This window comes from Variovorax sp. EBFNA2 (genome assembly GCF_033802765.1).
GTDB classification, from domain to species: domain Bacteria; phylum Pseudomonadota; class Gammaproteobacteria; order Burkholderiales; family Burkholderiaceae_C; genus Variovorax; species Variovorax paradoxus_H.
This window is the reverse complement of sequence record NZ_CP138496.1, coordinates 4879812-4901293: the sequence shown is the minus strand read 5'-3', so window position 1 is coordinate 4901293 and position 21482 is coordinate 4879812. Positions and strand designations below refer to the sequence as shown.

Annotated in this window: 24 protein-coding genes and 3 tRNA genes; 17 read left to right on the top strand and 10 right to left on the bottom strand. The window is 66.7% G+C overall.

Annotation, left to right across the window (positions count from 1 at the left end):
• Positions 1 to 40: 40 nt before the first annotated feature.
• Entirely contained in the window at positions 41 to 1396 is a 1356-nt protein-coding gene (locus RZE79_RS23060; protein WP_319357005.1) for an LLM class flavin-dependent oxidoreductase, read from the bottom strand.
• Positions 1393 to 2226 carry a MetQ/NlpA family ABC transporter substrate-binding protein gene (locus RZE79_RS23055; protein WP_319357004.1) on the bottom strand — a complete coding sequence of 278 codons (834 nt, stop codon included), beginning with the start codon at positions 2224 to 2226 and terminating at the stop codon, positions 1393 to 1395. Before RZE79_RS23055 ends, RZE79_RS23060 begins: the two co-directional genes overlap by 4 nt.
• 132 nt (positions 2227 to 2358) lie before the next feature.
• Between RZE79_RS23055 and RZE79_RS23050 the strand changes: the two genes are divergently transcribed.
• The gene (locus RZE79_RS23050) at positions 2359 to 3060 is read left to right on the top strand and encodes an amino acid racemase (RefSeq protein WP_319357003.1); all 702 of its coding nucleotides are present in this window, start codon (positions 2359 to 2361) and stop codon (positions 3058 to 3060) included.
• Here the strand turns inward: RZE79_RS23050 and RZE79_RS23045 are convergent.
• Positions 3057 to 3983: an alpha/beta hydrolase gene (locus RZE79_RS23045; RefSeq protein WP_319357002.1), complete on the bottom strand. Its 927-nt coding sequence runs from the start codon at positions 3981 to 3983 to the stop codon at positions 3057 to 3059. The two genes, RZE79_RS23050 and RZE79_RS23045, sit on opposite strands and share 4 nt — an antisense overlap.
• A 117-nt stretch (positions 3984 to 4100) precedes the next feature.
• Between RZE79_RS23045 and RZE79_RS23040 the strand changes: the two genes are divergently transcribed.
• The 4 genes from RZE79_RS23040 (at position 4101) to RZE79_RS23025 (ending at position 6739) form a co-directional block, all read left to right on the top strand.
• Entirely contained in the window at positions 4101 to 5162 is a 1062-nt protein-coding gene (locus RZE79_RS23040) for an aldo/keto reductase (RefSeq protein ID WP_101489376.1), read from the top strand.
• Positions 5163 to 5179: 17 nt separating this feature from the next.
• Positions 5180 to 5671: an aminoacyl-tRNA deacylase gene (locus tag RZE79_RS23035; RefSeq protein ID WP_319357001.1), complete on the top strand. Its 492-nt coding sequence runs from the start codon at positions 5180 to 5182 to the stop codon at positions 5669 to 5671.
• Between the two features lie 70 nt (positions 5672 to 5741).
• The gene (gene plsY / locus RZE79_RS23030; RefSeq protein WP_101489378.1) at positions 5742 to 6377 is read left to right on the top strand and encodes a glycerol-3-phosphate 1-O-acyltransferase PlsY; all 636 of its coding nucleotides are present in this window, start codon (positions 5742 to 5744) and stop codon (positions 6375 to 6377) included.
• Between the two features lie 8 nt (positions 6378 to 6385).
• Entirely contained in the window at positions 6386 to 6739 is a 354-nt protein-coding gene (locus RZE79_RS23025; RefSeq protein ID WP_070062404.1) for a RidA family protein, read from the top strand.
• Positions 6740 to 6749: 10 nt separating this feature from the next.
• Here RZE79_RS23025 and RZE79_RS23020 read toward each other — a convergent pair whose 3' ends face one another.
• Together RZE79_RS23020 and RZE79_RS23015 are read right to left on the bottom strand one after the other, a co-directional pair.
• On the bottom strand, positions 6750 to 7391 hold the full coding sequence (locus RZE79_RS23020; protein ID WP_319357000.1) for a TIGR02281 family clan AA aspartic protease: 642 nt from the start codon (positions 7389 to 7391) through the stop codon (positions 6750 to 6752).
• Positions 7392 to 7398: 7 nt separating this feature from the next.
• On the bottom strand, positions 7399 to 7884 hold the full coding sequence (locus tag RZE79_RS23015; RefSeq protein WP_099791661.1) for a YajQ family cyclic di-GMP-binding protein: 486 nt from the start codon (positions 7882 to 7884) through the stop codon (positions 7399 to 7401).
• Between the two features lie 43 nt (positions 7885 to 7927).
• On the opposite strand from RZE79_RS23015, the gene murB reads away from it, so the two are divergent.
• Both murB and RZE79_RS23005 read left to right on the top strand, forming a co-directional pair.
• Positions 7928 to 8980, top strand: a complete 1053-nt coding sequence (gene murB, locus RZE79_RS23010; protein WP_099791659.1) for a UDP-N-acetylmuramate dehydrogenase — start codon at positions 7928 to 7930, stop codon at positions 8978 to 8980.
• Between the two features lie 4 nt (positions 8981 to 8984).
• Positions 8985 to 9818, top strand: coding sequence for a hypothetical protein (locus RZE79_RS23005; RefSeq protein WP_319356999.1), 834 nt, complete (start codon positions 8985 to 8987; stop codon positions 9816 to 9818).
• A gap of 90 nt (positions 9819 to 9908) precedes the next feature.
• On the opposite strand, the gene argG is transcribed toward RZE79_RS23005, so the two are convergent.
• The 4 genes from argG to RZE79_RS22985 form a co-directional block, all read right to left on the bottom strand.
• Positions 9909 to 11249 (bottom strand): argininosuccinate synthase, encoded by a 1341-nt coding sequence (gene argG / locus RZE79_RS23000; protein ID WP_319356998.1) that lies wholly within the window; start codon positions 11247 to 11249, stop codon positions 9909 to 9911.
• Positions 11250 to 11264: 15 nt separating this feature from the next.
• On the bottom strand, positions 11265 to 11591 hold the full coding sequence (locus RZE79_RS22995; protein WP_119553910.1) for a pyrimidine/purine nucleoside phosphorylase: 327 nt from the start codon (positions 11589 to 11591) through the stop codon (positions 11265 to 11267).
• A 126-nt stretch (positions 11592 to 11717) separates the two neighbouring features.
• Positions 11718 to 12335: a hypothetical protein gene (locus RZE79_RS22990; protein ID WP_319356997.1), complete on the bottom strand. Its 618-nt coding sequence runs from the start codon at positions 12333 to 12335 to the stop codon at positions 11718 to 11720.
• Positions 12336 to 12393: 58 nt separating this feature from the next.
• Complete coding sequence (locus tag RZE79_RS22985; protein WP_101490259.1) at positions 12394 to 12747, bottom strand: ArsC family reductase; 354 nt, start codon at positions 12745 to 12747, stop codon at positions 12394 to 12396.
• 36 nt (positions 12748 to 12783) lie between these two features.
• Between RZE79_RS22985 and folC the strand changes: the two genes are divergently transcribed.
• The 9 genes from folC to RZE79_RS22940 all read left to right on the top strand — a co-directional run bounded on the left by folC (position 12784) and on the right by RZE79_RS22940 (position 20109).
• Positions 12784 to 14091, top strand: coding sequence for a bifunctional tetrahydrofolate synthase/dihydrofolate synthase (gene folC / locus RZE79_RS22980; RefSeq protein WP_319356996.1), 1308 nt, complete (start codon positions 12784 to 12786; stop codon positions 14089 to 14091).
• 72 nt (positions 14092 to 14163) lie between these two features.
• Positions 14164 to 15039 (top strand): SPOR domain-containing protein, encoded by an 876-nt coding sequence (locus RZE79_RS22975; protein ID WP_319356995.1) that lies wholly within the window; start codon positions 14164 to 14166, stop codon positions 15037 to 15039.
• A gap of 35 nt (positions 15040 to 15074) precedes the next feature.
• Positions 15075 to 15560 carry a CvpA family protein gene (locus RZE79_RS22970; RefSeq protein ID WP_070062414.1) on the top strand — a complete coding sequence of 162 codons (486 nt, stop codon included), beginning with the start codon at positions 15075 to 15077 and terminating at the stop codon, positions 15558 to 15560.
• A 12-nt stretch (positions 15561 to 15572) separates the two neighbouring features.
• Positions 15573 to 17078 carry an amidophosphoribosyltransferase gene (gene purF, locus RZE79_RS22965; protein WP_099791644.1) on the top strand — a complete coding sequence of 502 codons (1506 nt, stop codon included), beginning with the start codon at positions 15573 to 15575 and terminating at the stop codon, positions 17076 to 17078.
• A gap of 21 nt (positions 17079 to 17099) precedes the next feature.
• Positions 17100 to 18323: an O-succinylhomoserine sulfhydrylase gene (locus RZE79_RS22960; protein WP_319356994.1), complete on the top strand. Its 1224-nt coding sequence runs from the start codon at positions 17100 to 17102 to the stop codon at positions 18321 to 18323.
• An 11-nt stretch (positions 18324 to 18334) separates the two neighbouring features.
• Positions 18335 to 19723 (top strand): glutamate--tRNA ligase, encoded by a 1389-nt coding sequence (gene gltX, locus RZE79_RS22955; RefSeq protein ID WP_319356993.1) that lies wholly within the window; start codon positions 18335 to 18337, stop codon positions 19721 to 19723.
• A gap of 36 nt (positions 19724 to 19759) precedes the next feature.
• Positions 19760 to 19835: transfer RNA gene (locus RZE79_RS22950), tRNA-Ala, on the top strand.
• Between the two features lie 51 nt (positions 19836 to 19886).
• Positions 19887 to 19962, top strand: a tRNA-Glu gene (locus RZE79_RS22945).
• 70 nt (positions 19963 to 20032) lie between these two features.
• Positions 20033 to 20109, top strand: a tRNA-Asp gene (locus RZE79_RS22940).
• 143 nt (positions 20110 to 20252) lie between these two features.
• Here RZE79_RS22940 and RZE79_RS22935 read toward each other — a convergent pair.
• Complete coding sequence (locus tag RZE79_RS22935) at positions 20253 to 20450, bottom strand: AlpA family phage regulatory protein (RefSeq protein ID WP_319361261.1); 198 nt, start codon at positions 20448 to 20450, stop codon at positions 20253 to 20255.
• 432 nt (positions 20451 to 20882) lie between these two features.
• Between RZE79_RS22935 and RZE79_RS22930 the strand changes: the two genes are divergently transcribed.
• On the top strand, positions 20883 to 21320 hold the full coding sequence (locus RZE79_RS22930) for a helix-turn-helix transcriptional regulator (protein ID WP_319356992.1): 438 nt from the start codon (positions 20883 to 20885) through the stop codon (positions 21318 to 21320).
• The last annotated feature ends 162 nt before the right edge of the window (positions 21321 to 21482 follow it).

Genomic DNA, 21482 nt, shown 5'->3' with positions numbered 1-21482 from the left:
CCCACCCCGGCCCTCCCCCAGGAGGGGAGGGAGAAACACATCAGGCCGCGAGCCGCTGCGCTGCCCGTCCCGCAGGCCGCGCCAGCCCCAGGTGATCGCGCAACGTGCGCCCTTCGTACTCCGTTCGAAAGATCCCCCGCTTCTGCAGGATCGGCACCACGCCATCCACAAAATCCTGCAGCCCATGCGGCAGCGCATCCGGCATCAGATTGAACCCATCCGCGGCACCGCCCTTGAACCAGCGCTCGATGTCATCGGCGATCTGCTCGGGCGTGCCCACGATCACGCGGTGCCCGCCGCCGCCCGCGAGTTCGCGGATCAGCTGGCGCACCGTGTAGCCGTGCGTGCGACCGGCCGCGACCACGGCGTTGAAAAAAGTGTGGTTGCCGTTGCCATTGCCGGGCAGCGGCAGGTCGTCGGGCAGGCGCTCGTCGAGCTTGAGGCGGTCGGGCGTGATGCCCAGCGTGCCGGCCAGGCGCGTGAGGCTGTAGTCCCACGGGATCAGGTCCACCAGTTCATCGCGCCGGCGTCGCGCCGCGGCTTCGGTGGCGCCGACGATGGTGGTGAGGCCGGCGAGCACCTTCACCGCATCGGGGCCGCGACCCAGTTCGGCGGCGCGGGTCTTCAGCGCACGCGCGTAGGCCTGCGATTCTTCAAAGGACTGCGAGGCGGAGAACACGGCTTCCGCGTGGCGTGACGCCAGCTCGCGCCCGTCGGCCGAGGCGCCGGCCTGCACCAGCACGGGGTGGCCCTGCGGCGGGCGCGGCAGGTTGAGCGGGCCCTGCACCGCGAAGTGCTCGCCGCGGTGCGCGAGCGCGTGCACCTTGGCGGGGTCGATGAAGCGGCCGGCGGCCTTGTCGCCGACGAAGGCGTCGTCTTCCCAGCTGTCCCACAGCGCCTTGACGATGTCGGCGAACTCCGAGGCGCGCGCGTAGCGCTTCGCATGATCGGGCGTGGTGTCGAGGCCGAAGTTGCGTGCGGAGGGCAGGTCGGCCGTGGTCACCATGTTCCAGCCGGCACGGCCGGCGCTCACGTGGTCGAGCGTGGCGAAGCGGCGCGCGAGGTTGTAGGGCTCGTTGTAGCTGGTGGAGGCGGTGGCGATGAGGCCGATGTGCGTGGTCGCGGCGGCCACGCAGGCCAGCAGGATGGTGGGCTCCAGCGCGGTGATCGGACGGAAATGGATCTGGTCGACGATGGCTGCGTTGTCGGCCAGGAACACGGCGTCGAGCTTGGCGGCCTCGGCGATCTGCGCGGTGCGGATGTAGTGCTGGACGTCGGCGAACGCCCACGGGTCGCTCTCCGGCAGGCGCCAGGCCGAGGGCACGAAGCCCGAATGCAGGATGTTGACGTTGAGGTGCAGCTGCCTGCGAGGCGCGGAGGTGTTGTGATTGCTCATTGGCTGAAATAGTCCGGCAGCCGGTAGCCTGCCCACACGGGGTTGGCCTTGAAGAACTTCTGGAACTCGGGCGACTGGTAGGCGGTGGTGATGTCCTTCGCGAACTTCGCGTTCTCGTTGCTGCGCTTCACGGCCACGACGTTGACGTAGGGCAGCGTCATGTCTTCGAGCTTCAGCGCCTCGGTGAGCTTGAGCCCCGAGGCCACGGCGAAGTTGCCCTGCACGGCCGCGAGGTCGGCGTCGGCCAGCGAGCGCGGCGCCTGCGCGGCGTCCAGCGGCACGATCTTCAGGCGCTTGGGGTTGTTCACGATGTCGCGCTCCGACACGCTCAGCGGGCTCACGCCCGGCTTGAGCGTGACCCAGCCGATGGCCGCGAGGATGTTGAGTGCGCGCGCCGCATTCACCGGGTCGGCCGGCAGCGTGACGGTGGCGCCGTCGGGCACGGTGTCGAGCGTCTTGTGGCGGCGCGAGTAGAGGCCCATCGGCGGCGTCGGCACATGCACCACGGGCACGAGGTCGAAGCCCTGCTGCTTGTTGGTGGCGCTGAGGTACAGTGAGTGCTGGAAGATGTTGGCGTCGATCTGCCCGCGCTCCACCGCGTCGTTGGGCTGCACGCCCTGGCTGAACTCGACGTACTTGATGCTGTAGCCCAGTTTCTTCAGCTGGGGCTCGATGCCGTGGGTGAAGGCGTCGCGGTAGGGGCCCGGCATGAAGCCGATGCGCAGGTCGTCTGCGTGGGCGGACACGTGGAGCAGCAGGCTCAGTGCGAGCCCGCCGGACAGCGGGGCAAGGCGGCGCAGCCACGAGGGCGCGCGCGAAAGGGAAGGCATGGCGACAACTCCGGGAGACGGCAAGAGGAGTCGGGCACTCTAGGACGCACGCTGCGCATCGCGAACGAAGATTTGCGCGCTTGCATATCCGCACGCCGGATAACCCGCGCCGGCTTTTGTAGGATGCGGCGCATGACCTTGCACATCGGAATCGTCGGCTGCTCCGCCGAAGGCGCGGCCCTTTGCTACAAGACCATCTGCATCGAAGGCGCGGCGCTGCTCGGCCCGCATGCGCACCCCGAGGTGTCGATGCACACGCCCTCGCTCGCGCAGTACACGCGCTGCCTGGACGCGGGCGACCTGGCGGGCGTGGGCGAGCTGATGCTCGGCTCCGCGCACAAGCTCGCTGCGGCGGGCGCAGACTTTCTGATCTGCCCCGACAACACGATCCACCAGGCCTTCGACCACGTGGCACCGCGTTCGCCGCGGCCCTGGCTGCACATCGCCGAAGTGGTGGCCGACGAGGCCGTGCGCCGCGGCTTTCGCCGCATCGGCATCACGGGCACGCGCTGGCTGACCGACAGCGACGTGTATCCCGAGAAGCTCTCGGCGCGCGGCCTGGAATACGTGCGCCCCACCCTCGACGAGCGCACCGAGATCGGCCGGATCATCATGGACGAGCTGGTCTGCGGCATCTTCAGGCCCGAGGCCGTGGCGACCTTCCAGCGCGTGATGCAGCGCCTGAAAGACGAGGGGGGCTGCGACGCGGTGGTGCTCGGCTGCACCGAGATCCCGCTGATCATGAGCGACGCCAATTCGCCGCTGCCGACGCTCGATTCGACGCGGCTGCTGGCGCGAGCGGCCTTGCGCCGCGCGACCCAGAAAACAGCTTAGGCCAGGAAGTCTTCGATCAGCTGCGCCACGCGCTGCGGCTGGTCGTGGTGCAGCATGTGACCCGCGTCGTCGAGCTGCTCGATGCGCACCGAGGGCACCGACTTCAGCCGCTCGTGGAACTCGGCGAGCGTGTAGCGCGCCTTCCACCAGCCGTGCAGGCTGTCGTCCAAGGCTTCGACCATCAGCGTCGGCGCGGTGATGCGCGCATAGAGCGCCAGCGTCTCGTCGACGCGGAAGATGTTGGCGTTGACGATCTTGTGCGCGGCCTCGCCGAGGATCTGCCAGCGCATGCTGCCGTCGGCTTGGGGCTGCTGCGCCGACCAGTGGCTGGCCAGCCAGTCGGCCTTGTCTTGCGTGAGGCGCGGGTTGGTCTTCATGAGGCGGCGCGCCACGCCGTCCAACGCCGAATAGCTCGCCAGCGCCTTCTCGCCGCGGTGCAGGCCTTTGAGCTCGTCGATCCACTGGCCGTAGCGCGCGGGCGCTTCGTCGGGCTGGCGCGCGGGCATGCCGAAGCCTTCGAGGTTGACGAGGCGGCGGATGCGCGCAGGGCGCACGCCTGCGTAGTGCATCGCGACATTGCCGCCCATGCTGTGGCCCACGAGATCGATCGGGCGCGCATCGTCGCCTTCGCCGGCGTAGTGGTCGAGCAGCCATTCGAGGTCGGCCAGGTAGTCGGGCAGCCAGTAGTTGTCGACGCCGCCGCCGTCGGTGAGGCCGAAGCCGCGCCAGTCGGGGGCGACGATGAAGCGGTCGTCCTTCAGCGCGTCGACCACGAACTGCCAGGAGGCCGCGACGTCCATCCAGCCATGCACCAGCACCAGCGGCGGGCGCTCGCTCGACGGCTGGCCCCAGAGGCGGACGTGGTAGTTCAGGTTGCGCACGGGCACGAATTCGCTGCGCGAGGGGCGGAGGGCTTGGTACATATGGCGGTCGATGATACGGAGAGGCCGCGCCGCGCGCAGTCCGCCACAGGACAGGCGACGCTCGGTTTCTCGGGCGCGGGTCAACGCGTGCCGCGCGGGCACGCTAGCATTCCGCGCATGAAAAAGATTCCACTCGGTCAGAGCGACCTCCACGTCACCCCGATCTGCCTCGGCACCATGACTTTCGGCGAGCAGGTCGATGAGCCCACCGCCCACGCCGTCCTGGCCCGTTCGCTCGAACGCGGCGTCGACTTCATCGACACCGCCGAGATGTACGCGGTGCCGGCAAGCAAGGAAACCTGCGGCGCGACCGAAACCATCATCGGCAACTGGTTTGCGGCCAACCCTGGCACGCGCCAGAAGATCACGCTGGCCACCAAGGTGGCCGGCCCTTCGCGCGGCATGCCCTGGGTGCGCGAAGGCACGGGCATGACGCCGGCCGACATCGAGGCCTCGTGCCACGGCAGCCTGCGCCGCCTGCAGACCGACGTGATCGACCTGTACCAGATCCACTGGCCCGAGCGCCACGTGCCGGTGTTCGGCAACATCCACTACAACCCCGAGAAGGAAACCTCGCAGACGCCGATTCATGACCAGCTCGAAGCGCTGGGCAAGCTGGTGAAGGCGGGCAAGGTGCGCACCATCGGCCTGTCGAACGAGACGCCCTACGGCGTGCACGAGTTCGTGCGGCTGGCCGAGCAGCATGGGCTGCCGCGCGTGGTGTCGGTGCAGAATGTCTACAACCTGGTGAGCCGCGCGCACGAGAACGCGCTCGACGAAACCATGCACCGGCTCGGCGTGTCGCTGCTGGCGTATTCGCCGCTGGCCTTCGGCCTGCTGACGGGCAAGTACGACCAGAGCGGCATCGAGGGCCCCGATGCGCCGAAGGGCGCGCGCATCTCGAGCTACGAATCGGTGCGCAAGCAGCGCTGGGGCAAGCCCGACGCGCTGCGCGCAGCCAAGCGCTACAACCAGCTCGCGCGCGACCACGGCCTGAGCCCCACGCAGCTCGCGCTGGCCTTCTGCTACACCAAGTGGCAGGTGGCGAGCACGATCATCGGCGTGACCTCGGTGGCGCAGCTCGACGAAGACCTGGACGCCTACGGCACCACGCTGTCGGCCGAAGTGCTGGCCGAGATCGACAAGATCCGCTTGGACATCCGCGACCCCGCCGCCTGACCGGAGCAATTGAGCGAGTGAGCAAGAAGGCCCACGTTTCCGAAACGCCCGCGACCCAATGGCTGCGGGCGAACCAGGTCGCTTTCACCGAGCACCCGTACGAGTACCTCGAGCACGGCGGCGCGCAGCACAGCGCGCAGGTGCTGGGCTTCGACCCGTTCACCGTGGTCAAGACGCTGGTGATGCAGGACCAGGACGCCAAGCCGCTGATCGTGCTGATGCACGGCAACCGCACGGTGTCGACCAAGAACCTCGCGCGGCAGATCGGCGCCAAGTCGGTCGAGCCCTGCAAGCCCGAAGTGGCGCAGCGCCACAGCGGCTACATGGTGGGCGGCACCTCGCCCTTTGGCACGCGGCGCGAGATGCCGGTCTTCATCGAGTCGACCATCCTCGCGCTGCCGAAGATCGCGATCAACGGCGGGCGGCGCGGCTACCTCGTCGGCATCGATCCGCAGGTGTGCGTGCGTCTGCTGGGCGCCAAGCCCGTGCAATGCGCGCTGGCAGAATAGCCGGCGTTTGCTTTTTCCCGCTGGGCACGCAGCTGGCGGCGCACAACAACAAGTTCCCCGGAGACCCGCCTTGAGTTTCGATCTGCCTTCAATCATTGCCATCGTGGCGTCGTACCTGATCGGTTCGCTGTCGTTTGCGGTCATCGTGAGCAAGTCGCTCGGCATGGCCGACCCGCGCAGCTACGGCAGCGGCAACCCCGGCGCCACCAACGTGCTGCGCTCGGGCAAGAAGGGCGCCGCGCTGGCCACCTTGCTGCTCGATGCGGCGAAGGGCTGGCTGCCGGTGTTCCTCATTCGCCAGTTCGGCGCGCAGTGGGGCCTGGGAGAGGGCGTGGCAGCGCTGGCGGGCCTGGCGGCCTTCCTGGGCCACCTGTACCCGGTGTTCTTCGGCTTCCAGGGCGGCAAGGGCGTGGCGACGGCGGCCGGCGTGCTGGTGGGCATTGCGCCCTGGCTGGGGCTCGCCACGGGCGCGACCTGGCTGATCATCGCGGTCTTCTTTCGTTACTCGTCGCTGTCGTCGCTGGTGGCGGCGTTCTTTGCGCCGGCCTACTATCTGATCGGCGGCAACATCGCGTGGCCGCTCGACCGCACGGTGCTGATTGCGATCATCGTCATGAGTTTGCTGCTGATCTGGCGGCACCGCGAAAACATCCGCCGGCTCGCGGCCGGCACGGAGTCGAAACTCGGCTCGAAGAAAAAGGCTTGAACCTCACCATGGCATCCATTACCCGCTTCCACGTCGGCCCGCGTCTGTCCGAGACCGCGGTGCACAACGGCACCATCTACCTCGCGGGCCAGGTGCCCGACGACACCACGCAGGACATCCGCGGCCAGACGGCCCAGGTGCTCGGCATGGTCGACCGCCTGCTGGCCGAGGCCGGCAGCGACAAGTCTCGCATCCTCATGACGCAGATCTTTTTGGCCGACATCGGCGACATCGGCGCCATGAACGAGGTGTGGGACGCGTGGATTCCGGCCGGCAACACGCCGCCGCGCGCAACCGTGGAGGCCAAGATGGCCAACGCGGCTTACAAGATCGAGATCGTGGTGACGGCCGCTCAGGCCTGATCACAGGAGGTCAGTACCGCTTCTCGAGAATCATCTCGTCGGCATCGCGCCGCATCGAGAAGCGATTGAGAAAGCTGTTGCCCAGCAGCACATACGGCATGGGCTGTTGCGAGACGATGGCGTCGATGTCGTAGACCTCGACGTCGCCCACGCGCACGCTCTGCAGGCGCAGCTTGTAGCCCGCGGCGTTGCCGTTGGCGGTGCGCATCTGCACCAGCTGCCCCTTGCTGTAGTCGAGCCCGATGCGCTGGGCGTCGACTGCCGACAGCGCGATGGTGGTCGCGCCCGTGTCGAGCATGAAGGTGACGGCGCGGCCGTTGATCTGGCCCTGCGTCATGTAGTGGCCCCGGCTGTCGGCCGGCAGCACGATGCGGTTGCCACTGCTGGCAACGCCGCCCCGGCCGATGCTCACGGGCGAATCCATGCGCAGCGAAAAACGCTTGCCCGCCGATTCGACCACCGCCTGGTCGGCCTGCAGCGACACGAGCTTGACGCCCTGGAAGGTTTCCCCCACCGCCACCGTCTTGGGCGGCGCGCCGTTCACGATGAGGATGGCGCGGCTGCCGATGGAGCCGGTCAGCGTGACCGAGTCGGCGGCGTGCGCTCCCATGGCCGCGGCCGAGCACAGCGCCGCGGCGAGGAGCGCCTTCATGCGCGGGTCAGTCGCGGAAGTTGTTGAAGGACACCGGCATGTCGGGCACGTCCTTCTTGATGAGAGCCATGGCGGCCTGCAGGTCGTCGCGCTTGGCGCCGGTGATGCGCACGGCGTCGCCCTGGATCGCGGCCTGCACCTTGAGCTTGCTGTCCTTGATGATGCGGGTGATCTTCTTGGCCTGCTCGGTCTCGATGCCGTTCTTGATCTTGATGACCTGCTTGACCTTGTCGCCGCCCATCTTCTGGACGTCGCCCTTGTCGAGAAAGCGCACGTCGACGCTGCGCTTGGTGAGTTTGCTGCGAAGGATGTCTTCGACCTGCACGAGCTGGAACTCGGCGTCGCCGATCATCGTGATCTCTTTGTCCTTGAGCTCGACGGCAGCGGCGGTGCCCTTGAAATCGAAGCGTGTGCCGATTTCCTTGGCGGTGTTTTCCACCGCATTCTTCACTTCGGGCAGATTGGGCTCGCAGACGGTATCGAAAGACGGCATGGGCACTCCTGGACGCACGGGGACTGAATGCGACAATTCTCCCATGATCGTGGAGTCCAATGTCCCGCTGCAGCCCTACAACAGCTTCGGCATCGTCGCGCGTGCGCAGCACCTGGCGCGCATCGCCAGCGAGGCCGACCTGGTCGCGCTGCACGCCGACCCCGCCTGGCGCAACGAACCCCGTTTCGTGCTCGGCGGCGGCAGCAACATCGTGCTCACGGGCGACGTCAAGCCGCTGGTGCTGAAGGTCGAGATCAAGGGCCGGCGGCTGGTCGAGGAGACGCCGCGCGCCTGGATCGTCGAGGCCGGCGCCGGCGAAACTTGGCACGACACCGTCGAATGGATGGTGCGCAGCGGCTACCCGGGGCTCGAAAACTTGGCGCTCATTCCCGGCACCGTGGGCGGCGCGCCGGTGCAGAACATCGGTGCCTACGGCGTCGAGTTGCAGGACCGCTTCGACTCGCTCGACGCCTTCGACCTCGAAACCGGCCGCGCCTTCACGCTCGATGCGGCGCAGTGCGCCTTCGGCTACCGCGATTCGGTCTTCAAGCACGTGCGCAGCGGCCCGAACGACTTCGGCCTGGCGGGCCGTGCGGTCATCACGCGGGTGCGCTTCCGGCTGCCCAAGCCGTGGAAGCCGGTGGTCGGCTACCTCGACCTCGAACGCAAGATGGAAGAAACCGCCAACTTCACGCCCAGCGCGGTCGACATCTTCGAGTGGATCTGCGCCATCCGCCGCGCCAAGCTGCCCGACTGGCGCGTGCTGGGCAATGCCGGCAGCTTCTTCAAGAACCCGACGGTCACGCCCGAGCAGTGCGCCGACATCATCGCGCGCGACCCCAAGATCGTGCATTACCCGATGGACGACGGCAGCATCAAGCTCGCGGCCGGCTGGCTCATCGATGCCTGCGGCTGGAAGGGCAAGTCGGTCGGCAACGCCGGCGTGTACGAAAGGCAGGCGCTGGTGCTGGTCAACCGCGGCGGCTCGGCCAACCCGGTGACGGGCGGCGAGGTGATGACGCTGGCCAAGGCGATCCAGACCAGCGTGTACGAGCGCTTCGGCATCCGGCTGGAGCCGGAGCCCGTGGTGGTCTGACGCGGTGGATCTCGACTTCCTGCACCTGAACTATCGCCGGCGCGTCGCCGCGCTGGGCTGGGCGCAGCTTGTCGTCATCGTGGCGGGCATCGCCTCGGTGTTCCTGGTGCGGGCGGGCTGGTGGGGATCGGTGCTGCTGATCCTCGCGGCCCTCTGCTTCGCGGTGCTCCTGAGCCAGATCGAACTCAGCCTGCGCCGCCAGTTCATCCGCGAGGCCCGGCTGCCGCCGTTCCTCATCGGCAAGCTGCGCGCGGCGCACCCGCAACTGAGCCCGCGCGACGCCGAGCTGGTGCTGCGCGGGTTGCGGCAGTTCTTCATGGCGCACCTGCGCAGCAACCGCAAGTTCGTCGCCATGCCTTCGCGGGTGGTCGACACGGCCTGGCACGAGTTCATCCTGCACACGCAGGGTTACCAGAATTGGTGCAAGGCGGCTTTCGGCGGCATGCTGCACCACAGCCCGGCCGAGGTGCTGGGCCAGGACGCTCGGCGCAACGACGGCCTGCGCCGCACCTGGTACTGGGCCTGCAAGGAAGAGAGCATCGACCCGCGCAATCCGGCACGGCTGCCGCTGCTGTTTGCGCTGGACATCAAGTTCGCGATTGCGGGCGGCTTTCACTACATCGCCGATTGCCGGGCGATCGAGCGTGCGACCGGCACCGACGCGCACTGCGGCACGAGCTTCGGCGATGCGTCGTCCGACAGCGGCAGCTCGGGCGATGCCGGAGGCTTCGGCGGCAGCGAAGCGAGCGGGGGCGGCGATGGCGGCTCCAGCGACGGCGGTGGCGCCTCCGATGGGGGCGGTGGATGTGGTGGCGGTTGCGGAGGCGGCGGCGACTGACGCCAGTGCACCTTCCAAAGAAAAACGGGCCGCGAGGGCCCGTTTTTTATTGCTGCCCTTGCGCGTGGCAAGGGCCGGCGGATCGATCGATTAGCTCGCGTCGCCGTCGTTCGCCAGCTTCGGCAGCGAGGCGCCTTCGCCCGACGACAGCAGGCCCACGCGCGTGTAGATCGCCAGCTTCTCGCGCGTGTCGACGATGTCCAGGTTGCGCATCGTGAGCTGGCCGATGCGGTCCAGCGGCGTGAACGCGCCTTCGACCTTTTCCATGCTCAGGCGCTCGGGCTTGTACGTGAGGTTGGTCGATTCGGTGTTCAGGATCGAGTAGTCGTTGCCGCGGCGCAGCTCGACCGTCACTTCGCCGGTGATGGCGCGCGCCACCCAGCGCTGTGCCGTCTCGCGCAGCATGATGGCCTGCGGGTCGAACCAGCGGCCCTGGTACAGCAGGCGGCCCAGGCGGCGGCCGTTGTCGCGGTACTGCTCGATGGTGTCTTCGTTGTGGATGCCGGTCACGAGGCGCTCGTAGGCGATGAACAGCAGCGCAAGGCCGGGGGCCTCGTAGATGCCGCGGCTCTTGGCCTCGATGATGCGGTTTTCGATCTGGTCGCTCATGCCCAGGCCGTGGCGGCCGCCGATGCGGTTGGCTTCGAGGATCAGCTCGACCAGGTTGGCGTAGCGCACGCCGTTCAGCGCAACGGGCACGCCTTCTTCGAAGCGCACCGAGACGGTTTCGCGCTTGACTTCGACTTCGTCCTTCCAGAAGGCCACGCCCATGATGGGCTGAACGATCTGCATGCCGCTGTTCAGGTGCTCGAGGTCCTTGGCTTCGTGGGTGGCGCCCAGCATGTTCGAGTCGGTCGAATAGGCCTTCTCGGACGACATCTTGTAGGCGAAGCCGGCCTTCTGCATGAACGCCGACATTTCGGCGCGGCCGCCCAGTTCGTCGATGAAGACCTGGTCGAGCCAGGGCTTGTAGATCTTCAGCGCGGGGTTGGTGAGCAGGCCGTAGCGGTAGAAGCGCTCGATGTCGTTGCCCTTGTAGGTGCTGCCGTCGCCCCAGATGTGGACGTCGTCTTCCTTCATGGCCGACACCAGCATGGTGCCCGTCACCGCGCGGCCCAGCGGCGTGGTGTTGAAGTAGGTGACGCCGGCGGTGGTCACGTGGAAGGCGCCGGCCTGCAGGGCGGCGATGCCTTCGTTGGCCAGCTGCACGCGGCAGTCGATCAGGCGGGCGTTCTCGGCGCCGTAGAGCATCGCCTTGCGCGGGATCTCGTCGTAGTCGGGCTCGTCGGGCTGGCCGAGGTTGGCGGTGTAGGCGTAGGGGATGGCGCCCTTCAGCTTCATCCAGTGCAGCGCCGCGCTGGTGTCCAGGCCGCCCGAGAAGGCGATGCCGACCTTCTGGCCGGCGGGAACGTTTTGGAGAATGGTCGACATGTCAGGGGTTCCGTTTCAACCGAAGTGGCAGATATAGCTGTAGGGCTCGCCAGTCACGCGGATCTGGAAGCTGGAGTTGCCGGGAATGCTGAACTTCTGACCGGGGCCCGAGGCGATCCATTCGCTGGTGCCTGCCAGCTGGTATTCGCAGCTGCCGCCGGCGCCTTCCATGATTTCAGGCGCGCCGGTGTTGAAGGTGAGGGTGGACGGCAGGATCACGCCGACCGATTTCTTGGTGCCGTCCGCCAACGTGAGGTTGTGGCTCACGCACTTGCCGTCGAAATACACATTGGCCTTGGTGGCCACTGCGGCGCTGTTGATGGTGTCGGTAGTCGTCGTCATTGGATGGATGGCGCCGGCGCCTGCGCGTTCGGCGGATCGAGGGACGCGCCGCGGCAGCAGCACCCCCGGGGTTGGAGAAGCCCTCGATTTTAGGGGCTCGGGCGAACCGGCCCGCCGTGGGGGAACTCAGTAGCGCCAGCCGTGGCGATGGCCACGGTAATAGCCGCCACCGCCCCAGCCGCGCGAATAGCCCAGGTTCAGCGAGATGCCGACCGGCGGGTAGACGTAGGGCTGTGCATACGGGTAGGGGTACGCAGGCTGCACGTAGACGGGCGGGGCGTACACCGGGGCCGGCTGCGTGTAGACCGGGGCCGGCGCGTTGGACACCACCACGCCGGGTTCCGGCACGACGCTGTCCCAGGGGGAGTTGGCGCCCTGTTGATACTGGCCTTGTGGGTACTGCCCCTGCTGATACTGCTCCTGGTACTGCGGGCCGTTGTTGGCCTCGACCGGATAGGGCTGCAATTGCGACTGCGGCTGGACCGGCGCGGTGGTCACCCCATAGGCGCTGGCCTGGATCGGGATGGTGGCGCCCGGCCGGCTCGTGGTGCGGGTCGTGTACTGGCGTCCCTGGTATTCGTAGGTGACGTTGTAGCTGACGTCGCTGCCGGTCGTTTCGCGGATCGGCGTGGCGGAAATCACGCGGGCCTGGACCACTTGCTGGGCCTGCGCGACGCTGGCGCCCGTGGCCAGCAGGCCGGCCGCCGACAGCCCCGTGAGGATGCGAAAAACGTGTCTGTTCATGGTGTTCTCTCCTGCAGATCGGGGTTGGAGGCCCGCTGGCGGGACGGGGTTCCGGGGTTTACACGGCGTTCACAGCCCAGCTTGGCGCGTCGAAACCGGTCGTTACGCCGGTTTTCGGGCCCCAGTCGACCACCGGCCGCTTGATCAGGCTGGGGTTGGCCAGCAGCACGGGGCGGGCCGAGGCGGCGTCGACCACGGCGTCGCGGGTGGCCTCGTCGAGCTTGCGCCATGTGGTGCCCTTGCGGTTGACCAGCGCCTCCCAGCCGGGGGCCTTGAGCCAGCGGTCGAGTTCGGCCTCGGGCACGCCCTGTTTCTTGAAATCGTGGAAGGCGTAGGCCACGCCATGGTCGTCGAGCCAGGCGCGGGCGCGCTTGACGGTGTCGCAGTTCGGGATGCCGTATAGGGTTGTCATGGCCGCCATGATGCCGCGAGTGGCGGGTCGGCGACAATGCCGGCCTCCATGGAAACCCTGAACGACTGGCTCGCGCGCGCCGAGCACCTTCATCCCGACAAGATCGAGCTCGGGCTCGATCGCGCCAAAGAAATGGCGCGGCGTCTGGGCCTGCGTTTCGACTGCCCCGTCATCACGGTGGCGGGCACCAATGGCAAGGGTTCGACCTGCGCCATGCTCGAGTCGATCCTCACGCATGCGGGCTACCGCACGGCCGTGTTCACGTCGCCGCACCTGGTGCGCTTCGAGGAGCGGTTGCGGCTCAAGGGCGAAGCGGTCGATGCTTCCAAACTGATAGCAAGCTTCGACGTGGTGGAGAAGGCCCGTGGCGACATGGCCCTGACCTACTTCGAGTTCACCACGCTCGGCATCCTGCATTGCATGATCCAGGAGAAGCCCGACGTGGCGATCCTCGAGGTCGGCCTGGGCGGCCGGCTCGACGCGGTGAACATCATCGACGCCGACTGCGCGGTCATCACCAGCATCGACCTCGACCACATGGCGTACCTCGGCCCCGACCGCGAAAGCATCGGCTTCGAGAAGGCCGGCATCCTGCGCGCCGGCAAGCCGGCCATCGTGAGCGACCCGGTGCCGCCGCAAAGCGTGATCGACCACGCGAATGCCATCGGCGCCGACCTGTGGCGCTTCGGGCACGACTTCAACGTCTCGGGCGACAAGCAGCAGTGGGGCTGGTCGGGCCGCGGACGGCGCTACAGCGGGCTGGCCTATCCGGCGCTGCGCGGCGCCAACCAGTTGCTCAATGCCGCGGGCGTGCTCGCGGCGCTCGAAGCGCTGCGTCCGCAGCTGCCGATCACGGCGCAGGCGGTGCGCAACGGGCTCGCGATGGTCGAGCTGCCGGGCCGCTTCCAGATCGTGCCGGGCGAGCCCACGCTGGTGCTCGACGTGGCGCACAACGCCCACGCCGTCGCGGCGCTGGCCGAGAACCTCGACGCGATGGGTTTTTCGCCCACCACGCACGGCGTGTTCGGCGTCATGGCCGACAAGGACCTCGCGCCCATCCTCGCGCGCATCGGGCCGCTGATCGACCGCTGGTACTTCACCGACCTGCCTACGCCGCGCGCCGCCAAGGCCGCCGATCTGCTGGCCGCGTGGCAGGCGCAGAACACGCGCGCCGACGCCTCGGGCAGCGTGCACGCGAGCCCGATGGACGCCCTGCGCGCAGCCATCGAGCAGGCAGGTGCCACTGATAGAATCGTGGTCTTCGGATCGTTCTTCACCGTGGGTGGCGTCCTCGAAAACGGCACCCCCCGGCTGCAAGCCAAACACCTGCTGCCAGGCGGCTGATCGTCGGGCTGTCCACACCCATCCGGCACCATCGGGCACCACCTCGCTGCACTCCTCCAGGGATCGAACTTCATGGCGTTTTTCAAGTTCCGCGCGCGCGGCCCACAAGGCAACGAAGGACGCAGCGCCCCCGCGGCGGTGCCGGCGGAAAGTGTCGAAACCATGCGCCGGCGTGCGCGCCACCGGCTGCTCGGCGCGGCGGTGCTGGTGCTGGTCGGCGTGATCGGCTTCCCGCTGCTGTTCGACACCCAGCCGCGCCCCGTGCCGGTCGACATCCCGATCGAGATTCCTGACCGCAACAAGGCCAAGCCGCTGCCCGTGCCCGCCACGCCGGCACCCGCGACCAGCAGCGCGCCTTCTTCCTCGTCCGATGGCAGCGCCCGCGTGGCCGCGGCCTCGTCGGCCGGCGGCATGATCACCGAGACCGCCGACGGCACCGTGATCGAGCCCGGCGCGACCGTGCCTGCCACCCCGGCGGCGCCCAAGCCCGCCGTTGAGCCGAAGAAGCCCGAACCCAAGCCGGAACCGAAACCCGAGCCGAAGCCCGAGCCCAAACCGGAACCCAAGCCCGAGCCGAAAAAGCCTGAGCCGAAGCCCGAAGCCAAGCCGAAGCCGGAACCCGCCAAGCCCGCCGCAAATGCCGACGACGGCGCCCGCGCCCGCGCGCTGCTCGACGGCAAGCCGCCCGCCGCCACGCCCAAGCCGGCCGCCGATGACAACGGCCGCTTCGTCGTGCAGGTCGGTGCTTTTGCCGATGCCGACAAGGCGCGCGAAGTGCGCCAGAAGCTCGAGCGCGCCGGCCTCAAGACCTATGTGCACGTCGCCAAGACGACCGATGGCGAGCGCACGCGTGTGCGTGTCGGGCCGTTCGCCTCGCGCGCCGAGGCCGAGAAGGCCGCGGACCGGGTCAAGGGCTTGTCTTTGGCCGCGGCCATCCTCACGTTGTAAGCACCGTCATCGCCCGCTGCCTGTAGCTCATTGCCGTGGCCCTGCTCGACTGGATCGCCATCGCGCTCATCGTGCTGTCGATGCTGTTCGGGCTGGTGCGCGGCCTCGTGTTCGAAGTGATTTCGCTGATCGGCTGGGTGGCCGCCTTCATCGTGGCCCAGTGGGTGGCCTCCGACGTGGCAGCCTGGCTGCCGTTCGGCGACCCGCAGGCCACCTGGCGCTATCCGCTGGCCTTTGTGCTGGTGTTCGTGGCGGTGGCGTTCGGCGTGGGGCTGGCAGCAGCCCTCACGCGCAAGCTGATCGCCGCGGTCGGCCTGCGGCCGGTGGACCGGATTTTGGGAGCAGCGTTCGGCGCGGCACGGGGGGCAGTGGCCCTGCTCGTGCTGGCGGTCGTTGTTCATTTGCTGGCGTTGAGCGACAGTGCCTGGTGGCACGAATCGCGCAGCGCCATTGTTCTCGATGCGGCATTGCAGGGCCTCAAACCCTCGCTGCCTGAAAAGTTGGCAAGCTACCTGCCCTGAGAGGAATCGTTCATGTGTGGAATCGTCGGCGTTGTCAGCAACGCACCCGTCAACCAGCTGCTCTATGACGCGCTGCTGCTGCTGCAGCACCGTGGCCAGGACGCGGCCGGCATCGTGACCTTGCTGGAACGCAAGTTCTTCATGCACAAGGCCAAGGGCATGGTGCGCGACGTGTTCCGCACCCGCAACATGCGCGCGCTGCCGGGCAACGTGGGCCTGGGCCAGGTGCGCTACCCGACCGCCGGCAACGCCTACAGCGAGGAAGAGGCGCAGCCCTTCTACGTGAACGCGCCCTTCGGCATCGTGCTCGTGCACAACGGCAACCTGACCAACGCGCACGCCCTGCGCGCCGAGTTGTTCTCCACCGACCACCGCCACACCAACACCGAGAGCGACTCCGAAGTGCTGCTCAACGTGCTGGCCCACGAAATCGAGCGTTCCTCGCGCGGCGTGCCGCTGCACCCGGCCGAGGTCTTCGCCGCCGTCAAGAACGTCTACAAGCGCCTGCGCGGCTCGTATGCCGTGGTCTCGCTGATCGCCGGCCACGGCCTGCTGGCCTTCCGCGACCCCTACGGCATCCGCCCGCTGTGCATGGGCCGCAATGCGAAGGACGGCACCGTCATGGTGGCCAGTGAATCGGTTGCGCTCGAGGGCTCGGGTCATGTGTTCGAACGCAACATCGAGCCGGGCGAAGCCGTGTTCATCGACCTCGAAGGCAACGTGCACTCGATGCAGTGCGCCGAAGGTGCGTCGCTCAACCCGTGCATCTTCGAGTTCGTGTACCTCGCGCGTCCCGACTCGGTGCTCGACGGCATCTCGGTCTACCAGGCACGCCTGAACCTGGGCGAAACGCTGGCCAAGCGCGTGGTCTCGACCGTGCCGCCGAACCAGATCGACGTGATCATTCCGATTCCCGAGTCGAGCCGCCCGAGCGCCACGCAGCTCGCGCACCTGCTGGGCATTCCGTACCGCGAAGGCTTCGTGAAGAACCGCTACGTCGGCCGCACGTTCATCATGCCGGGGCAGGGCGTTCGCAAGAAGTCGGTGCGCCAGAAGCTCAACGTGATCGCCAGCGAGTTCAAGGGCCGCAACGTGCTGCTGGTCGACGACTCGATCGTGCGCGGCACCACCAGCCGCGAGATCGTGCAGATGGCGCGCGACGCCGGTGCCCGCAAGGTCTACCTGGCCAGCGCCGCACCGCCGGTGCGCTACCCCAACGTCTACGGCATCGACATGCCGACCAAGGACGAACTCGTGGCGCACGACCGCACCGTCGAGGAAATCCGCGAACTCATCGGCTGCGATGCGCTGATCTACCAGGACGTCGATGCCATGAAGCGCGCCATCGGCTCGCTCAACCCGAAGCTCGCCGGCTTCGATGCCTCGTGCTTCGACGGCGTGTACGTGACCGGTGACATCGACACCGAAGCCATCTCGCGCATGAACGGCAACCGCCCGCGCATCGAGGAGAACGAAGAAGACGCTTCGCGCCTCGCCCTGCCGAACCCCAGCGAGTAAGAGAAAGAAGAGAGGGCCGACGTGAGCGACAACGAACGCACCCTGCCGCCCGGCCTGCACCGCGACACCCTCGCGCTGCGCACCGGCCTGGCACCCAGCCAGCACGGCGAGCACTCGGAGGCCCTGTTCCTCACGAGCGGCTTCGTGCAGCCCGACGCCGAAACCTCGGCTCGCCGCTTCGCCGGCACCGAGGCTGGCTTCACCTACTCGCGCACGTCGAACCCGACCGTTGCCAGCTTCGAGCAGCGCCTGGCCGCACTCGAAGGCACCGAGGCCGCCATCGGCGCCTCGACGGGCATGGGCGCGATCCTCATGATGTGCATGGGCCTGCTCAAGGCCGGCGACCACGTGATCTGCTCGCGCTCGGTGTTCGGCTCCACGCTGAACCTGTTCGGCAAGGAGTTCGCCAAGTTCGGCGTCGAGACCACCTTTGTCTCGCAGACCGACGTGGCCGAATGGCGCGCGGCGCTCAAGCCCAACACCAAGCTGCTGTTCGCCGAGACGCCGACCAACCCGCTCACGGAAGTCTGCGACATCCAGGCACTGGCCGACCTGGCCCACGGCGCGGGCGCCTTGCTCGCGGTCGACAACTGCTTCTGCACGCCAATCCTGCAGCGCCCCGCCGAACTGGGCGCGGATCTCATCATCCATTCGGGCACCAAGTACCTCGACGGGCAAGGCCGCGTGATGGCGGGCGCGATCTGTGGTCCGTCGAAGCTCATCGTCGACGTCTTCGGCCCCGTGGTGCGTACCGCCGGCATGGCGCTGTCGCCATTCAATGCGTGGGTCGTGCTCAAGGGCATGGAAACGCTGGGCATTCGCATGAAGGCGCAGTGCGCGAATGCGCTGGCCGTGGCGCAGTGGCTCGACCAGCAGCCCGGCATTGCGCGCGTGTACTACCCCGGTCTTGCCTCGCATGGGCAGCACGAGCTCGCGATGCGCCAGCAGTCGGGGCAGGGCGGTGCGGTGGTGTCGTTCGACGTGGACGGCGACACGCCCGAAGCCGCGCGTGCCAACGCCTTCCATGTGATCAACAGCACGCGCGTGGTGAGCATCGCCACCAACCTCGGCGACACCAAGACCATCATCACGCATCCCGGCACGACCTCGCATGGCCGCCTCACCGAAGTGCAGCGCCAGGCCGCCGGCATCAGCCAGGGGCTGATCCGCCTCGCTATCGGCCTCGAATACATCGACGACATCACGGCCGACATTTCGCGCGGCCTGAGCACACTGACTTCCTGATTCTTCATTTCATGACCGGCAAAGTTCGCACCCGCATCGCACCGTCTCCCACCGGCTTTCTTCACCTGGGCACGGCGCGCACCGCACTCTATTCGTGGGCCTACGCGCGCCACCACGGCGGCGAGTTCGTGCTGCGCATCGAGGACACCGACGTGGCCCGTTCCACGCAGGACTCGACCGACCAGATCCTCGCGTCGATGCACTGGCTCGGCCTCGACTACGACGAAGGCCCGATCTACCAGATGCAGCGCCTCGAGCGCTACCGCGAAGTCATCGCGCAGATGCTCGCGGCCGGCACGGCCTACCACTGCTATTGCACGCCGGCCGAACTCGACGAGATGCGCGAAGCCCAACGCGCGCGCAACGAGAAGACGCTGTACGACCGCCGCTGGCGTCCGGAGCCGGGCAAGGTGCTGCCGCCCGTGCCCGATGGCGTGCCGCCGGTGGTGCGCTTCTGCAATCCGCCCGAAGGCGACGTGACGTGGAACGACCTCGTCAAGGGCGAGATCACCATCAACAACCGCGAGATCGACGACCTGATCATCCTGCGTCCTGATGGTGTGCCGACCTACAACTTCGCGGTCGTGGTCGACGACTGGGACATGAACATCACGCACGTGTTCCGCGGCGACGAGCACATCAACAACACGCCGTGGCAGATCAACATCTTCCGCGCGCTCGGCGCACCGCTGCCGCAGTTCGGCCACGTGCCCGTGATCCTCGGCGACGACGGACAGAAGCTCTCGAAGCGCCGCGGCGCCGTGAGCGTCACCGCATACGAAGACAACGGCTACCTGCCCGAAGCGATGCTGAATTACCTCGCGCGCCTCGGCTGGAGCCACGGCGACGACGAGTTGTTCACGCGCGAGCAGATGGTGAGCTGGTTCGACGGCACGCACCTCTCGAAGAGCCCTGCGCAGTGGGATGCAGCCAAGCTCGCGTGGGTGAATGCGCAGTACATCAAGGCCAAGAGCGGCGACGAACTTGCACCGCTTGTTGCAGCGCAGTTGCAAAAGCGAGGCATCGTTGCCGACGCGCGGTTGCCCGCAATCTGCGCGCTCTTCAAAGACCGCTGTGATACGACTGTGGCGCTCGCTGGTTGGGCTGCAGCCTTTTACGCGGACATCGAAGTGACCGATGCAGACCGCGCGCAGCACATCACCGATGCAGTGAAGCCTGCGATCGCAACACTCGTTGAAAAATTGATGACGGTCGCCTGGGAGAGGGCCGCAATCGCAGTTATGATCAAGGAAGTCCTCGCGACACACGCGCTGAAAATGCCCGTGTTAGCGATGCCAGTACGAGTGCTTGTGATGGGAACATCGCAGACACCGTCCCTCGATTCAGTGCTCGAAATTTTTTCCCGCGAAAAAGTTATCGAGCGATTGAAAAAGGCCTGAAAAATCGGGCTATAATTCGAGGCTCGACACCCACACGGGGGTATAGCTCAGCTGGGAGAGCGCTTGCATGGCATGCAAGAGGTCATCGGTTCGATCCCGTTTACCTCCACCATCAAAGTGTCGAGTAGGTTAGAGATGCTGATCGCAGCACGTCCAAGGTTTTGACCCTATCGTCTAGAGGCCTAGGACACCACCCTTTCACGGTGGCTACCGGGGTTCGAATCCCCGTAGGGTCGCCAGTTTCACTTCGGTGAAGCAGGCACGAGTTGTCAACACTCGGTTCCGCAAGGAGCGAACGTTGATCTACCAGGAGTGGTAGTTCAGTTGGTTAGAATACCGGCCTGTCACGCCGGGGGTCGCGGGTTCGAGTCCCGTCCACTCCGCCAATATTGATAAGGGTTAGCAGGTAAGTATCTGCTAACCCTTTTATCTTTTTGAGCCTTCGTGTCCTAGCCGTGTCCTAGATTTCCGACAGTCCTGGACTGTTGTAGAAAAGCGGCATACGCGCGCCGGGTTCACATCGTCAGCATCAACTCGCGCGTCCATCCAAGCGATCCGCGATCCATGATTGGACGGCGCTCTCCGACCACGTAGCAGCACGCCGTCCGGCCTTCACTGATCGTGGAAAGACGCCCCTTTGCATTTGCTCGTAGATCGCCGATCTGCGTAGCCCCGTGAGGCGTTCGACTTCAGGAAGTCTCAGAAGTCTGTCGGGCGCACGCTTCATCGTGTGCGCCATCGGCAGCGTTGGATCGACGCGAAGAAGCAAGAGCGCCTCTTGGAGTAGATGAGTCACCTGCACGACTCGTTGAGTCGCGGTGTCAGGGGTGACATGTTCGTTCGGATCGTTGTTGTCTCGGGCTCGCATATGGCATCGCCTTTCGATTTCCGCTCGGCTATCCATTGCCGTTGCGGTACGTCCATAGATTGCAGGGAAAGCTCGCGAGACCCTACCCAATGTAGCAATGCGAAGCGTGCTGGGGCGTCTCACCGGTTGGACAGAGGTAGTTCGCGTGTGGTCCATCATTTGATGCCGTGTCTTCCAAGTCAGATATCGCAATCAGCCGTTCGGCCGGCGCGCTCGGCGCGCACTATCGGAGACAGTGTTAGATGGGCGGATAAAAGGTTTCTCTAACGACGAGATGGGCACAATACCGCCATGCCAAACATCGCATCCATCCTGAAGGCTGAGATTTCTCGCGTAGCTCGCAAGGAAGTTCGCTCAGAAATCGAAACGCTCAAGAAAGCATCCGTAGCCCATCGCTCATCTATCGCCGCGTTGCGTCGTGAGGTGAGCGGGTTGGAAAAGGAACTCCGGCGCATTGCCAAGGGCTCTGCGCGCAATGCGCCAGCGGCAAATCCAGAGGTGTCTGAGTCAGGGCCGCCGCGGCGATTCAGCGCAACCCGTTTAGCGGCGCATCGTGGGAAGCTGGGTCTCTCTGCGGCAGACTATGGAAAGCTTGTCGGCGTAACCGGGCAAGCTGTCTACAACTGGGAGCAGGGGAAGGCCCGCCCGAAGACTGAACAGCTTCAACGCTTGGTGGCCGTGCGAGCCCTGGGCAAGCGCGAAGTCGCTGAGCTGCTCAACGCCGAGTAGCAGTGTCAGCGGCGAGCGTCTCGTTCGCTGCTTCAGCCATTGCTGATCAATTTCCAGCCATCCGCTCGGCCCCACAAAAAGCTTACGCGCTGCTGCTTTTGTAGGCAGCGCGTTGCAGGCCACGCCAGGCAACGATCTCGCGCGCTGCACACACGGTTTTCC